General features: G+C 40.6%; 15 protein-coding genes. All 15 read left to right on the plus strand.

Features of this window, described 5'->3' with window-relative positions; all coding sequences use genetic code 11:
- The first annotated feature begins 69 nt into the window (after positions 1–69).
- The 15 genes from WSC_RS0108875 (at position 70) to WSC_RS0108950 (ending at position 15,590) form a co-directional block, all read left to right on the plus strand.
- Positions 70–993, plus strand: a complete 924-nt coding sequence (locus WSC_RS0108875) for a chemotaxis protein CheV (protein ID WP_016955571.1) — start codon at positions 70–72, stop codon at positions 991–993.
- A gap of 15 nt (positions 994–1,008) precedes the next feature.
- The gene (locus tag WSC_RS0108880; RefSeq protein ID WP_016955572.1) at positions 1,009–1,842 is read left to right on the plus strand and encodes a CheR family methyltransferase; all 834 of its coding nucleotides are present in this window, start codon (positions 1,009–1,011) and stop codon (positions 1,840–1,842) included.
- A 218-nt stretch (positions 1,843–2,060) separates the two neighbouring features.
- Positions 2,061–2,462 carry a flagellar basal body rod protein FlgB gene (gene flgB / locus WSC_RS0108885; RefSeq protein WP_016955573.1) on the plus strand — a complete coding sequence of 134 codons (402 nt, stop codon included), beginning with the start codon at positions 2,061–2,063 and terminating at the stop codon, positions 2,460–2,462.
- Positions 2,462–2,893, plus strand: coding sequence for a flagellar basal body rod protein FlgC (gene flgC / locus WSC_RS0108890; protein ID WP_016955574.1), 432 nt, complete (start codon positions 2,462–2,464; stop codon positions 2,891–2,893). The genes flgB and flgC overlap by 1 nt, the downstream gene beginning before the upstream one ends.
- An 18-nt stretch (positions 2,894–2,911) precedes the next feature.
- Entirely contained in the window at positions 2,912–3,649 is a 738-nt protein-coding gene (locus tag WSC_RS0108895) for a flagellar hook assembly protein FlgD (protein ID WP_016955575.1), read from the plus strand.
- A gap of 31 nt (positions 3,650–3,680) precedes the next feature.
- Positions 3,681–5,165 (plus strand): flagellar hook protein FlgE, encoded by a 1,485-nt coding sequence (gene flgE / locus WSC_RS0108900; RefSeq protein ID WP_016955576.1) that lies wholly within the window; start codon positions 3,681–3,683, stop codon positions 5,163–5,165.
- A gap of 178 nt (positions 5,166–5,343) precedes the next feature.
- Positions 5,344–6,108: a flagellar basal body rod protein FlgF gene (locus WSC_RS0108905; protein ID WP_016955577.1), complete on the plus strand. Its 765-nt coding sequence runs from the start codon at positions 5,344–5,346 to the stop codon at positions 6,106–6,108.
- Positions 6,109–6,136: 28 nt separating this feature from the next.
- Positions 6,137–6,925 (plus strand): flagellar basal-body rod protein FlgG, encoded by a 789-nt coding sequence (flgG, locus tag WSC_RS0108910; RefSeq protein WP_016955578.1) that lies wholly within the window; start codon positions 6,137–6,139, stop codon positions 6,923–6,925.
- Between the two features lie 25 nt (positions 6,926–6,950).
- A complete protein-coding gene (gene flgH / locus WSC_RS0108915) occupies positions 6,951–7,643 on the plus strand; it encodes a flagellar basal body L-ring protein FlgH (RefSeq protein WP_016955579.1) in 693 nt (230 codons plus the stop codon).
- Positions 7,644–7,650: 7 nt separating this feature from the next.
- Positions 7,651–8,742, plus strand: coding sequence for a flagellar basal body P-ring protein FlgI (locus WSC_RS0108920; RefSeq protein ID WP_026016756.1), 1,092 nt, complete (start codon positions 7,651–7,653; stop codon positions 8,740–8,742).
- 11 nt (positions 8,743–8,753) lie between these two features.
- Positions 8,754–9,731 (plus strand): flagellar assembly peptidoglycan hydrolase FlgJ, encoded by a 978-nt coding sequence (gene flgJ, locus WSC_RS0108925; protein ID WP_016955581.1) that lies wholly within the window; start codon positions 8,754–8,756, stop codon positions 9,729–9,731.
- Positions 9,732–9,794: 63 nt separating this feature from the next.
- Complete coding sequence (gene flgK, locus WSC_RS0108930; protein WP_016955582.1) at positions 9,795–11,843, plus strand: flagellar hook-associated protein FlgK; 2,049 nt, start codon at positions 9,795–9,797, stop codon at positions 11,841–11,843.
- Between the two features lie 3 nt (positions 11,844–11,846).
- Positions 11,847–13,073: a flagellar hook-associated protein FlgL gene (gene flgL, locus WSC_RS0108935; RefSeq protein ID WP_016955583.1), complete on the plus strand. Its 1,227-nt coding sequence runs from the start codon at positions 11,847–11,849 to the stop codon at positions 13,071–13,073.
- A gap of 347 nt (positions 13,074–13,420) precedes the next feature.
- A complete protein-coding gene (locus WSC_RS0108940; protein WP_016955584.1) occupies positions 13,421–14,245 on the plus strand; it encodes a flagellin N-terminal helical domain-containing protein in 825 nt (274 codons plus the stop codon).
- A gap of 520 nt (positions 14,246–14,765) precedes the next feature.
- Positions 14,766–15,590 (plus strand): flagellin N-terminal helical domain-containing protein, encoded by an 825-nt coding sequence (locus WSC_RS0108950; protein ID WP_016955586.1) that lies wholly within the window; start codon positions 14,766–14,768, stop codon positions 15,588–15,590.
- Positions 15,591–15,981: the final 391 nt, after the last annotated feature.

A 15,981-nucleotide genomic window follows, 5' to 3' on the forward strand; every position in this document is an offset into this window, starting at 1 on the left:
AGGCAAACATTGTGCCGAAACTGATAGAGGCAATACTGCTATCTACTCTATTAAAATCTGGAGATAAAAATGGCCGGAGTACTAGATTCCGTAAATCAAAGAACACAACTGGTTGGTCAAAACAGGCTAGAGCTTTTACTGTTTAAATTACAAGGCCAACAAAGGTTTGGTATTAATGTGTTTAAAGTTCGGGAAGTACTACAGTGTCCAAAACTGACTTCGCTACCAAAACGAAATAAATATATACGTGGTGTTGCGCATATTCGTGGCCAAACTATTTCAGTGATTGATTTAGGTATGGCAACAGGTGGCCGAGCAATTCAAAATACCGAAGATTGTTTTATTGTAATTGCTGAGTACAACCGTTCGGTGCAAGGCTTTCTGGTTTCTTCGGTTGAGCGAATTATCAATATTAATTGGGAATCAATTATGCCACCACCAAAAGGTGCTGGTCGTTATAGTTATTTAACCGCAGTTACCGAAGTTGATAAAGAGTTGGTCGAGATTTTAGATGTAGAAAAAATCTTACATGAAATCATGCCAATTGATGCCGAAGTTAGTAAAGAGGTGTTGGAATCAAACCCTGTCACCAAAGATTATACCAACAAAGTCTTGTTTATTGCCGATGACTCGTCGGTGGCGCGTAACCAAGTTAAGCGTGCGTTGGAAGGTTTGGGCATAGATATGCAATTAGCCATCAACGGCAAAGATGCGTTAATTAAACTAACTGAGTTAGCTCAAGAAACGGGTGATGTCACTGACAAAGTCGCTTTATTAATTTCTGATATTGAAATGCCAGAAATGGACGGTTATACCTTAACTGCAGAAATTAAAAATAATCCAAAACTTAAAAATTTACATGTTATTTTACACACTTCTTTGAGTGGGGTGTTTAACCACGCTATGGTTGATAAAGTTGGCGCTGATGACTTTATTGCCAAATTTAATCCAGACGAATTGGCTGGTGCGGTACAAAAATGGTTGAATGTTTAAGATTAGGAATACTCTGTGTTGGATAAAACCATTGGAACTGACGACTACAATAAATTTTGTACTTTTCTTGAGCATCAATGTGGCATTGTGCTGGGTACAAACAAGCAGTATTTAGTCAAAAGTAGATTGTCACCTTTATTGTCAAAGTTTAGAGCTGAGAGTTTAGGTGAAATAGTTAACCGTGCGATGAATATAACAGAGCGCCAATTACGCGCTGCTGTTGTTGATGCCATGACAACTAACGAAACTCTATGGTTTAGGGACTCTTACCCATTTGAAGTTTTAGTTAAAGACATCTTCCCTCAATACGACGGTAAAGCTGGTGGTATCAAAGTCTGGTCTGCGGCTTCGTCTTCGGGTCAAGAGCCTTACTCAATTGCTATGACAGCTTTGGAATACCAACAAAAGAAACGTATGGGCGCGCGAGTCAATATATTAGGTACAGACATTTCGCCGTCTATGCTAGATATTTGTAAAAGTGGTGTGTACGACTCGCTGGCCTTGGCTAGAGGTTTATCGCCACAGCGCAAACAGCAATTTTTCGAGCCGTGCGCTGAAGCTGGCACTATGCGTTTACGTGATAATGTTCGAAATTTGGTTAACTTCCGACAAATGAATTTGTTAGATAGTTATTCCTTGTTAGGCAAATTTGACATTATTTTTTGTCGAAACGTATTAATTTATTTCTCTGCTGAAAATAAAGCGAAAATACTCCGTCAATTTGCCCAAGCACTTAATCCAGATGGTTATCTGTTTTTAGGTGCTTCTGAATCTATTACTGGCCTAAGTGAAGATTTTGAAATGCAGCGTTGTAACCCAGGAATTGTTTACCGTCCTAAGAAAAAATAAAGCGGCAATCCTTGCCGCTTTATTGTTTTTACCTGCCAAAAATCAAAAAAACGTCTTGTTTTAACTTGAATTTTAGCCATCTACTTTAAACTCTTATTTTATTTAAGTATCTGATATTAATTTGTTTTATTGGTTGTTGATTCGCGTTTTACCTAAGCCTTTGTAAATTTGGCATCTAAGTTGCTTTGTCTAGTGTAAGTAACATAGGAGACAAAAAAATGGCGATTTCGTTAGATAAAGCGTTTAGTGTGCACCCGCAAGCTATCCAGCTGCGCATCGAACGCTCAGAAGTTTTAGCGAGCAATATAGCAAATGCGGATACGCCTGGTTATAAAGCTAGAGATTTTGACTTTCAAGCTGCATTAGCTGGCGAGAGAAGAAAGTATACAACTTCTTTAGAGCGTACTAGCGAAAAGCACATTAATGTTCAGTCGACTATGAATGATGGATTGCAATTTAGAACACCAACCCAACCAGATACTGGTGATGGAAATACGGTTGAATTGCAAGCAGAACGAAATGAATTTCTACAAAATCAATTACGCTTTAATGCCAGTGTTCAGTTTATGACTGACAAAATTACTGGTTTGAAAAAAGCAATTAATGGTGGGCAAGGCTAATGAGTAGTTTATTTAACGTTTTTGATATTTCTGGCTCTGCTATGCGTGCGCAGTCTGTGCGCTTAAATACCACTGCCAGTAATCTTTCTAATGCCGACAGTGTCAGTTCATCGGTTGATCAAACTTACCGAGCACGTCATCCAGTTTTTGCCGCCGAAATGTCCCGAGCGAGTAGCAATATGGAAAACAGTGAAAGCATTGGCGTAAAAGTTATGGGTGTAGTTGAAAGTGATAAACCACTTAATATTGAATATAACCCGAATCATCCAATGGCGGACAAAAACGGTTATATCTATAAGCCCAACGTAAATGTCATGGAAGAAATGGCCAATATGATTTCGGCTTCACGTGCTTATCAAACCAATATTCAAATTGCTGACAACGCCAAGAAAATGTTATCGCGTACCTTGCAAATCGGCCAAGGTAAATAAGGGTAGGGGTTTATATTTATGTCAACGATTGATACCAGCGCTGCGAGTTATTTGGAAAGTCTACGCTCAAACACGGCAACTCAGAACGAGAGTGAATCTGAGCGTAACACTATGGGACAAGAGGACTTTTTCTCGTTGTTAACTACCCAGTTAGCTGCGCAAGACCCAACTAACCCTGCTAGTAACGAAGAAATGATTTCACAGATGACCAGTTTCACTATGGCGGAAGGTATTACCGACTTAGGTGATAAATTTGACACTTTTACCAGTCAATTTAGTGAGTTTCTGGCCAACAACACAGTTAATCAAACTTCTAATAAAGCATTGCAAGCTTCATCTATGGTTGGTCGTCAAGTATTAGTTGAATCAGAGCAGGCCGCGCTTTTCCAAGTGGGTGAAGAAGAGTACATGATGCCAGCACAATTGTTGTTTGAAGGTGGCATGAATGACATTCGTGTCAATGTTCAAGACAGCTCAGGTAAAACCATTCAGACGTTAGAGTTAGGGGCGACTTCTGAAGGCCCGCTAACTTATACGTGGGATGGAAAAAACAGTACTGGTGAACAAATGCCTGCAGGTTTATACACAATTAAAGCCACGGGGATTGATCCGTCATCGGGTCAAAGAACAAGTATTACAAACGGCTCATACTCAACAGTTAGCAGTGTGCGCTTTGGTGCCGGTAATGCACTAGATATGAATTTAGCCGGGTTAGGCAATTACTCAATGGATGACATTATTGAGGTTGCGCCTTAATTAGGTTCAAAAAACGAAGAGGTAACAAGGTATGTCTTTTAACGTAGCGTTAAGTGGTATTTCGGTATCACAGAAAGATTTAAATACAACGGCAAATAACATTGCCAACGCCAACACCACAGGTTTTAAAGAAAGCCGCGCGGAGTTTGGTGACGTATTTGCAACATCTGTATTTGGTGCAGGCAAAACTAAGGTGGGTGATGGTGGTTTAACCTCAGTAGTTGCCCAGCAATTTGGCCAAGGTAGCTTAAAGTTTACCAATAACTCGCTAGATTTAGCGATTACCGGTAATGGCTTTTTCGCTATGACACCTGATTTAGCATCGCGAGATATGTCGTTTACTCGTGCTGGTAACTTTAAATTGAATGATGATAACTTTGTGGTTTCAAACCAAGGTCATTATTTACAAGTTTACCCAGTAAACGAAGATGGGACATCACAAGGTGTGTCCTTATCTACGACTGAAACTTTGCGTATTCCAGATTCAGCTGGTGTGCCAGTGGCAACCAGTGAAGTTGAAATGACCTTTAACGTTGATTCAACCTCAACACCGTTAGATCCACAATTGTTTAACCCAAATGACAATACCACTTATCATGCATCTTCGTCTGTGACAGTGTTTGACTCATTAGGTGAAAGTCATATTCAAACAACCTATTTTGTTAAAGATGCAGCTGCGGCTGGCTCGTCACCACCAGTTAATCGCTGGTATGTATTCATGTCAATGGATGCTGATGCAAATGGGAATCCGATTCCTGTCGATTTAGGTGGGGGTAATGGTGTTAACGGCACTGTAGATATTGGTGCCAGTGATGCTGCCAATACGGGCAACTTAACCGGTAATGGTATTACCCGCGGTGGGCATATTACTGCGGCGCCCACAGGTTATGCGGCGGGAGATGGTGATTTTATTGGTGTTCCTTTGGTATTTAATAGCCAAGGTGAAATTCAATCGGTCAACGGATATATCCCAGGTACAGATTCAGAGCCATTTGTTCGCAGCCAACCATTAGGTACTGATGATGGTGTTGCGCCAGCGGAAGCTCAAGTGTTAACCAATGGTGCTGATGCAACCCAAAGTATTATTTTAGATTTTACTGAACCAACACAATTTGCATCCGCATTTGAAGTAACATCACTTGAACAAGATGGTGCTACGGTAGGTCGTTTGACTGGTGTAACCATTGCAGATGATGGTTTAGTTTCGGCGAACTATTCTAATGGTACAGTTGATTATTTAGGCCGTGTGGCTTTGGTTCGATTTGCTAACGACCAAGGTTTACAACAAATTGGTAATGTTAGTTGGAAAGAAACTATTAACTCTGGTCAGCCGTTAGCGGGTGAAGCGAATACAGGTACTTTTGGTACTATAGTTTCTTCTGCGTTAGAGCAATCCAACGTTGATATTACTCAAGAGCTGGTGGATTTAATTACTTCACAAAAATCATTCCAAGCTAACTCAAGAGCATTAGACGTTAACTCGCAGTTACAGCAAAATATACTGCAAATTCGTTAATTTAATTTTTACCTCTTCTTTAAACGGGCAGTCAAAAAAATGGCTGCTCGTTTTTCTATTTATAAAAGTCGTAAGCTTATGACTTTCTTCATGAAAATAAATGTATTTAATTTCTCCAGTTGGCACTAACCTTGCAAAATCAACTCTATGTCAAACTATTGTCAGAACGGCGGTTAACATGGATAAAATGTTGTGGGTGGCCATGAGTGGCGCCAAACAAAATCTGATGGCGGTATCTGTCCAAGCCAATAACTTAGCGAATGTAAAAACGGTTGGTTTTAAAGCTGATCTTGTACAAGCGCGCAGTATGCAAGCTTTTGGCGAAGGGCTACCAACACGTGTATTTTCAATGGCTGAACGTCCTTCGCAAAATATGTCGGGTGGCACCATGATAACCACAGGTCGCGATCTAGACATAGCCATTCAAGGTGATGGTTGGATGGCGGTTGAAGATAAAAATGGCCAAGAAGCCTATACACGTTCAGGTAATTTACAAATAACCCCAGAAGGTTTGTTAACAACATCTACAGGTCAGCCGGTTATTGGTGAAGGTGGACCTATTTTATTGCCTATTCCAGTCGACAAAATTGAAATTGGTTTAGATGGCGCAATTGTTGTTCGTCCGCAAGGTGCGCCGGCAAACTTTTTAGAGGAAGTCGACCGGATTAAATTGATAAAACCTGACAATGATTTTGATCTCGATAAAGGCAACGACGGTCTATTTAGACCAAAAGAGTTAGATGCTTTTGCCCAATGTGGATTTTGTGAAGCATCACCTGATGTACGCATTATCAAAGGTGCATTGGAGTCGAGCAACGTCAACGCGGTAACCGCTATGGTTGATATGGTTTCATTGCAGCGTCAATTTGAGATGCAAAACAAAATGATGAAACAAGCAGAAAAAATCGACCAACAATCTGACATGTTAATGAGAGTTTTTTAATTGAGTTTAATTACTCAGGAGGTGAAATATGCATTCAGCACTCTGGATCAGTAAAACTGGGCTTGATGCGCAGCAAACCGATATTTCGGTTATCTCGAACAATTTGGCTAATGCGAGCACCATTGGTTTTAAAAAGAGCCGTGCTATTTTTGAAGACTTACTCTATCAAAACATTAACCAACCGGGTGGCCGCTCATCACAAGATACTGAGTTACCAAATGGTTTAATGTTAGGCGCTGGCTCTAAAGTTGTCGCCACCCAAAAGAACTTTTCGCAAGGTAATACTTTAACGACTGATAATGCACTGGATGTCATGGTGCAAGGTAAAGGCTTTTTTGAAGTCCTTCAGCCTGATGGCACCATAGCCTATACGCGTAATGGTCAATTTACCTTAGATGCAGACGGGCAAATGGTTACCTCAGGTGCTGGTTTTTTAATTCAACCAAACATCACAGTTCCACCTGATGCACAATCTATCACTGTTTCTCAAGATGGTGAAGTGAGTGTTACCTTACCGGGTCAAGCCGATAATGTAGTAGTTGGTCAGTTAACTTTAACGGATTTTATTAATCCGTCTGGTTTACAACCTATCGGCCAAAATTTGTATACAGAAACCGCGGTAAGTGGTGCGCCAGTGCAGGGCAACCCAGGCGTTGATGGTTTAGGTTTTACCATTCAAGGTGCGCTTGAAACTTCCAATGTAAACGTCACCGAAGAGTTGGTTAACCTGATTGAAAGTCAGCGTGCATTTGAAATGAACTCTAAAGTAATTTCGTCGGTTGACCAAATGTTGGGTCAAGCGGTACAGCAGCTATAAACTTAGTGTGATTTGGAGGTGGCTGATGAAAAGTTTAATGTATAAATCAACGGCAACGGGCTTAATGCTTTTGTGTTTGGCAAGCTGTGCAACCACCAAAGAATCAGCTGCTATTCCTGATGATCCTGAATTTGCACCGATTGAACCAATTCCAGAAGCTGTTGCTATTGTGCCGACAGGCTCACTGTATTCAGATATTAGCCCGAATAATATTTACTCAGATAGCAAAGCAAGAAGGTTAGGCGATATCATTACTGTGGTATTAAAAGAAAATACTTCAGCGTCTAAACAAGCTAAAGCTGAATATGGTAAAGAAAATGACGTGTCACTACAGCCATTTTCAGCACTTGGCCGAGTGGCAACTATTGGTGGCAATCCGCTTGATTTAAGTTTAAGCAGTGAAAGTGAATTTAAAGGCGATTCTAAAGCCGACCAGAGCAACAGTTTAACTGGGCAAATTTCTGTGCATGTAACACGTATTTTACCCAATGGTAATTTAGTTGTACGTGGTGAAAAATGGCTAACTTTAAATACAGGTGACGAATATATTCGTGTTACTGGCATAGTGCGCCCAGCCGATATTAGCAGTGATAACACTGTGTCAAGTACTCGAGTTGCTAATGCGCGCATTCAGTACAGTGGTACAGGTTCGTTTGCTGAGTCTAATCAACAAGGTTGGTTATCCAAATTCTTCTATTCCACTTGGTGGCCGTTTTAAGGGGTAGATGATGAAAAAGCTTATTTTATTTATCAGCTTGTTGCTTGTTAGCACTTTTACCCAAGCACAACGCATTAAAGATCTCGCAAGTATTCAAGGTATTCGAGATAACCAATTGGTTGGTTACGGCTTAGTTGTGGGTTTGCCGGGAACAGGCGAACAAAGCCCTTTTACCGAACAAAGTTTTCGAACCATGTTAAATAACTTTGGTATTAGTTTACCAGCGTCTACCAAACCAAAAATCAAAAACGTAGCCGCAGTTGCTGTGTCAGCCACTTTGCCGCCTTTTACCAAACCGGGTCAACAAATTGACATCACAGTATCTTCTATTGGTAGTGCAGGTAGTTTAAACGGCGGTACTTTATTACAAACCATGTTAAAAGGTGCTGACGGTAAAATTTATGCAATTGCTCAAGGCAGTTTAATTGTTGGTGGTTTTGGTATTCAAGGGCAAGATGGCTCACAAGTCTTGGTTAATACTCCAACGGTTGGGCGTATACCAAATGGTGCATTAGTTGAACGAGAGGTTCCGACTGCTTTAGGCCATGGAGATACACTTACTTTTAACTTACATCAATCAGACTTTACCACAGCTAAACGCATGGCTGATGTGATTAACCAATTAGTCGGGCCAAATTCAGCGACAGCGTTAGATGCGACCTCAGTGCAAGTAATTGCGCCGCGTGATATCGGCCAACGTGTTTCTTACATTGCGACGTTAGAAAATTTAGAATTTACCCCAGCAGATGCACCAGCCAAAGTGATCGTAAACTCACGTACTGGCACAATTGTGATAGGCAAAGATGTACGCTTAGCTCCAACGGCTGTCACCCATGGTGGACTAACGGTGACCATTGCCGCTAATCAGCAAGTGAGCCAGCCAAATGCGTTTGCTGATGGCGAAACAGTGACAACCAAACAAACTTTAATTGATGTTGCGCAAGACGACACGCGTATGTTTGTATTGGATGCAGGTACTAGCCTAGACGAACTAGTTAGAGCGTTAAACGAAATTGGCGCAGCACCAGGTGACTTAATGGCGATATTAGAGGCGTTAAAAGAGTCGGGTGCGTTGCAAGGCGAGTTAGTAGTTATCTAGTAGGTGACATCATGGATAAGTTAGATCAAGCACAATTTGTTCAAGATTTTTCTGGGTTAAATGGCCTGCGCGAAGCAGCGCAGAGCAACCCGAATGATCAAAAAGCTTTACGTAAAGCTGCTGAACATTTTGAATCTATCTTTATGAAAATGATGTTGCAAAGCATGCGTCAAGCAGAACAAGTACTGGAAGACAAAGATAGCCCGTTTAACAGCCAAGAAACTAAGTTTTTCCGTGGTATGATGGATGATCAAATGGCGGTTGATTTATCCTCGAGTGGCGCTTTGGGTTTAGCCGATTTAATTGTTGAGCAACTATCTCCAGGTAGTAACAATACCATGCCAGCATCAGCGCTTAGAAATGATGGCCAATTGGCGAGAGCGCAAGCCCAAGCAAAAGCTCAGTTCAATTTAATGGCTGAGAACAATCAAAATTCAAATCAAACTCAGCAATCCTTGCATGCAGAAAATACCAACAAAACAACCAGCGAAGAGAATATAGAGTTTGCCAATAAACAGGATTTTGTCGACAAGTTAATGCCGTATGCAACTATGGCGGCAAGCAAACTGGGTATTTCGCCGATAGCCATGATAGGTCAAGCTGCGTTAGAAACTGGTTGGGGTCAGAAAATGATGCAAAAACTTGACGGCAGCAATGCATTGAACTTTTTTGGTATTAAAGCTGATGGTCGTTGGAGTGGTGACAAAACCACAGTCAATACTTTGGAATATCGTAATGGTGTTGCTCAACAAGAAAAAGCGCATTTTCGAGCTTATTCAAATATTGCTGAATCCATGCAAGATTATGCCGACTTCATTTTAAATAGCCCTAGATATCAACAAGCGGTTGAATCAAGCGACAGTGCTAAAAGCTACTTTTCTGAACTGCAAAAAGCAGGTTATGCGACAGATCCTAACTATGCTGACAAAATTATGTCTGTATTAAAAGATTCTGTGTTCGATTCTGCAAGAGATATGCTAAAGTTTTAAGAATAGCTGCCGATAAAGAACATAGCGAAAGTTTTGCTAGTGCTCGGTTTAAGGTTTAATTAAATGACGGATTTGTTAAAAATTGGTTCTTCCGCTTTGTTGGGTAATCAAAACCAACTAGCGACAACCAGTAACAATATTGCGAATATGAATACGCCGGGGTATACCCGCCAGCGTACCGAATATGCTAATTATGTAGAGTGGGGCCTTGGTCGCCCACAAGTTATCCGCATGTTTGACCGTTATGCAATAGACCAATATCGCCGCGACACCACAGAAAACGCTCGCTTAGAAACCTATTCTGAAAATACCAGTGTGCTGGATAACCTTTTCTCAGATCAAACTGTTAGCATTGCTAAAGGCCTTGAAGGTGTATTTCAGCGTTTGCACGAAGCGAACGACGAGCCAACTTCATTAACCCCTCGCCAATTGGTGATCTCTGATTCCAACGCTTTGGTAAGCCGCATGCAAAGTTTGACTGACAGGGTATTAGAGCAAGAAGACATTGTTAATGATGAAATTAAACTTGAGCTCAGCGAAACCAATTCACTGATTCAAGGTTTATATCAACTCAATGAAAAAATAGTTGCCTCAAAACAATCGTCAGTAAATGGCCAGTCTGCACCTGAGTTACTAGATGAACGCAACGAAGTTATTCGCCGCCTTGCCGAAAAAGTAAATATTCAAACTTTAGAAGCAGATACAGGCGCGATTTATGTTAATACCCAAGGTGGTCAATCGCTGGTAACTAATGCAAACTATTTTCAATTTAAAGCTGTATCTGGCGATCCAGACCCAAATCGTACTGAAATTCAAACCTACATAAATAATAACCCAAATGCGGTCAAAGATTTCCGTACAGATAACTTGGGTGGCTCAATTGGTGGTTTGGTCGATTACAGAACAACAGTTTTAGATGAAGCGATTAATTCGCTTGGTCAATTGGCGATTGCTTTTTCTGATGCGATGAATCAGCAAAACAAAAAAGGTGTTGATTTAGACGGTCAATTAGGGAGTGATATTTTCACTATACCTAGTACGCAAGCTTTGGGTTACGATGACAACAGTAGTGCGAATCACTATGTGGAAGTTCGAATCGAAGAAGGTTTGGGTGATGAAGTCACCAACTTTGATTATCAAATAACCTTTACTTCTGCGACTGAATACACAATTCAAGCATACAAACAAGGTGAAACAATCGGTTCACAAAGTGGCCCATTTACTATTCCTGCGAGCACAGCTGATTATCAAGGTAGCGCAGATGGGTTACCTGATGGTTTAGAATTAAGATTTTCACCAGACACAGCTTTTGTTGCAGGCGATAGCTTTTTAGCTCGTCCTACTCGTTTGGCTGGTGTGCAAATTGAAATGAATTTAAATCGTCCAGAACAGCTGGCATTAGCATCACCAATAAAAGTTGAAAACCCGATCACTAATATCGGCAACGGCACAATAAAGCTGCAAGATATAACCTCTACTGATACGGATAACTCGACGCTGAATATGAGTGCTTTTGACGCAGCTAATGCGTTAGATGCAGATGCGCCAGCGAAAGTGGTTTATACCTTAACTGGTGAATACGAAGTTCAAGACAGCACGGGTGCTGTTATTGGTACGGTTGCTTCTGGCGACAATATTATGGCGCAGTTGCAAGCAGCTGGTACTTGGCCAACAGCAACGCATGGTGATGATTACCCAGGCTATGAAATTAGTGTTTCAGGCCAGCCGCAAGCGGGTGATGAATTTAATATTAGTTTTAATTCAGATGCGCTGGACGATAATTTTAACGGCCAGAAATTAACTGATTTACAATCAGACGATACCATGCGCCGTAATATTGCTGGGACAGGCAATAATACCCTGACTTTTACCGAAGCATATTCCAATTTAATTGGTTTTGTTGGTGATACTGCCAATCGAGCGCAAATCGATTTAACGGCCAGTACAACTATGCTTGAGCAGTCGGAGCAGCGGGTGGCGGATATGTCTGGTGTGAATTTGGATGAAGAAGCAGCTGATTTGGTTCGATACGAGCAGGCGTATAACGCAGCTGCTAGAATCATTACAGTATCAAACACTTTGTTTGACTCTTTGCTACAAGCAGTGAGGTAATGTATGCGATTAACCACTAATCTTATTTATGATCGCAGTTTACAAGGTATTTTGGAAACGCAAAAAAAACTTGTACGCGCAAATGATGTATTAACTAAACAGACGAATATTTTAAAGCCGTCTGACGATCCAACTGGTGCAACTAAAGTTGTTCGTTTTGATGAAGATTTAGCGCGGCTGGAGCAGTTTGGTAAAAATACCATTCATCTAAAAAATCAATTAAGTACTCAAGAAACCGCGTTGACTGGTATCAATACTGCGTTAACACGTGCGCATACTTTAGCAATCCAATCGGGTAACGGGGCGCATGATTATACCGACAGACGCGCATTGGCGGTTGAGCTTGAATTAATTAAAGGTGAAATCGCCGACTTGATGAATTCGAAAAATTCACAAGGTGATTATATTTTTGCTGGGGCAAAATCTTCACAAACACCTTTTGTGCAAGACAGCAGCGGTAGTTATGTGTATCAAGGTGATGAAAACGTCAAGAAAGTACAAATTTCTGAAACACTCAAAGTTGAATCTGGTATTCCTGGATCTGGCTTTTCGATTTTTGAAGACACAGCTGCACGTAATGGTGTAACAATTGCGGGTACATCAACTGCAAGTGCTAGCTACCGACTCGACAATGGTGATAGTTTTGATAACTTTCACAAACAAAACTATCTAAAAATTCCACCGAGTCCAGCTGGCTCTAACGACTATAGTGTGGTGTTTGGTGCAGGCACTTATCAGGTACAAGATAGTGGCGGTACAGTGTTAGATTCAGGTAATTTTACCGCTGGTGAGCCAGTCAAATTCAAAGGGCTTGAGTTTAATGTCAATGGCACACCTACAGCGGGTCAACAAATTGATTTTACCTTAAATGATCCGGCTAAAAGCAATATTCTCAATTCTTTAGATGAGTTAATCTCAAGGTTACAAAATGATCAGACGGGTGGCGATGGGCTCAATGACATTATTCAAAAAACTTTGTTTTCAATTAATCAGTCGCAAGAAAATATAGGTTTTGCCCGCTCTGAAATTGGTGGCCGTATCAATGTAATTGATAGTGTTGACATGTCTAACCAAGATTTGGAAATAAATGTCAAAGAGGCCAAAGCAAAAGTATCGGAAGCTGACTTTGCTGAGGCAGTCACAGAATTACAAAAACAAGAAACAGCTTATCAAGTCTCTAATACCACTTTTGGCCGCATAACCGGCTTGTCGTTATTTAACTTCTTGTAATTTTTCTTTAGAAATTTTTGCTAGTCAAACCCGCTTCGGCGGGTTTTTGCATTTCTGCGTTCAAACTTTCGCCTTTAGCTGCAAAGTGGCTAGGTTAGATTTTAACTAAAGTTTTATTTTAATGTCCGACTCGGCAGGTCTTAATAAAACTTTAGAGTCTAATTCATTAATTTATAAGCATAAATTTTAATATTTTCTCTAAAGAGTCAGTTTTTCTCACCGATATATAAAGTGTCAAAGGAAGGCAAATACAAAAGCTTGTATAAACAAATTGATTGGCAATTTGTGGTTCTGGTTTTGTTAAAACAACAAGGTACAAAAACTATCTATAGTAGGAGAGAGTAATTATGTCTATGTTTGTAAATACAAATATTTCGTCGTTGAATGCCCAACGTCAATTGTTTAACTCGGGTAATTCGCTGAATGTTGCGTTTGAACGCTTGTCATCTGGTTTTCGTATTAACCGTGCATCAGACGATGCTGCAGGTTTACAAATTACCGACCGAATGACCACTCAGGTACAAGGTTTACAGCAAGCTGTGCGAAACGCGAATGATGCAATTTCACTGACACAAACAGCTGAAGGTGCAATGCAAGAAATCACTACCTCGTTGCAACGTATTCGCCAATTGGCGGTGCAATCGCAAAATGGTATCAACACTTCATCTGACCGATTAGCGTTACAAAAAGAAGTATCCGCATTAAAAACAGAAATTAGTCGAATCGGCCAAACCACTCAGTTTGCTGGTGTTGAACTATTAACTGGTACTTATTCTGCGGCATTTTTGGTCGGTGCAAATGGTGGGCAAACGATATCAGTTAATCTGTCGAGAACAGGTGGTTATGGTGCGTCAGGATTGGGAGTAGGTACCTTGTCGGTTCAAACCGAAAATGATGCATCTGCGGCATTAACTGCAATCGATGCTGCAATATCTACTATTGGCTCTGCACGGGCTGATCTTGGTGCGCTGCAAAATCGTTTCCAGTCGACTATTCGAAACTTAAGCAACATTATTGAAAACGTATCGGGCGCTCGATCTCGAATCAAAGACACTGACTTTGCTACCGAAACGGCAGAGTTAACTAAAAACCAAATTTTACAACAAGCAAGCACTACAGTGTTGAGCCAAGCGAATCAGCGACCTCAATCTGCCTTGTCATTGTTGGGTTAATAATTTAATGGCTAAATTAATGCGAATATTTATTCGTGCTAAACAAATACATCTGTAATTCACGAGTGGATTTGCGTTTTGCTCTTTGTTTTGAGAGTAAAACGCTACAGGGTGCTTTAAATACATATTTGTGATTGAGATGTTTTGTCGACATCGTTCAAGCACATGTATGTCAACCAGTTCGCGCACTCTCTCCTAACTTGTGTAGCGACTTGCTGGGGAAGTATTTCCCCAGCTGTTTTGCTATTCATATCATATTCTTGCAACTGTTCAGTTGATCTTTTCGAATAAAATATTAAATAAAACAAAGTTCATTTAATTATTAATTTAATTCTTATATTATTTTTATTTAGATTGGTTAAATATATCAAAAAATGTTCAAATAATTTCTAAAGAGACTTTCTTAAATGCCGATATAAAAAATGAAGAAGAGTAAAGTTTTATTATTTTACCCTTTATAAGTAAATTGTAGGCATTTGCCTTCATTTGTTGAACATTTAATTGCATAGGAGTGAGTACTATGAGTATGTTCGTAAATACTAATGTGTCCTCATTAAATGCTCAGCGCCAGTTATTTAATTCTGGCTCTGCGCTGAACGTTTCATTTGAACGTTTGTCGTCTGGTTTCCGCATTAACCGTGCGTCAGACGATGCTGCTGGTTTGCAAATTACCGATCGTATGTCTAGCCAAATTCAAGGTTTGAATCAAGCGGTACGTAATGCAAACGATGCTATTTCTTTAACTCAAACTGCTGAAGGTGCAATGCAAGAAATTACTTCTTCATTGCAACGTATTCGCCAGTTAGCTGTTCAGTCACAAAATGGTATTAATACTTCAGCTGACCGAACTGCTTTACAAAAAGAAGTTTCAGCACTAAAAACTGAGATCAGCCGTATCGGCCAAACTACTCAGTTTGCCGGTGTTGAACTTTTGACTGGTAGTTATTCAGCCGCTTTCTTGGTTGGCGCAAATGGCGGTCAAACCATTTCTGTGAATTTATCTCGTAGTGGTGGTTATGGTGCATCAGGTTTAAGTATTGGTAGTTTGTCAGTTGCGACAGCTGCTGATGCTTCTGCAGCTTTAACTTCAATTGATGCGGCAATTTCTACTATTGGTGGTGCGCGAGCGGACTTGGGTGCGTTACAAAATCGTTTCCAATCTACCATTCGTAACTTAAGTAACATTGTTGAAAATGTTTCTGGTGCACGTTCTCGTATCAAAGATACAGATTTTGCGACTGAAACTGCTGAGTTAACGCGTAACCAGATTATTCAGCAAGCAAGTACTACTATCTTAAGTCAGGCAAACCAAAGACCTCAATCGGCTTTATCGCTATTGGGTTAATTATTGACTTAAGCTCTGCTTCCGCCCGTTTGGGAATAGCCAGGAGGTAGTGCGACGGGTTTTTCAGGCCAAACGGGTGAGTTGTACTCACTCCAATAAGGGCCGAGGAGTGGTAAATCTCGGCTCTTATTTTTGCCTTTAGAACTTTTTTGCACTTTTTTCCTCTAAAAACGGAAATTTTTTTAGGCGGGCAGTGTAGTTGTAGAGCTAGTTAAATCAATAGGTTATAGCCTATTTGCCGATCAAAGTTGTGAGGTTTTGCCGCAAAACGGCAAAACTTTCCCTCATTATTTTGCTGCCAGTCTATAAAGATTGTCGCGGCCTCTCCGATATATTAAGTGTCAGCGGATGATAACAACAAAAATAAGGCACTTAATAAACTCAGTTAGGA

The sequence above is a fragment of the Catenovulum agarivorans YM01 genome (genome assembly GCF_000281085.1).
GTDB lineage: Bacteria > Pseudomonadota > Gammaproteobacteria > Enterobacterales > Alteromonadaceae > Catenovulum > Catenovulum agarivorans.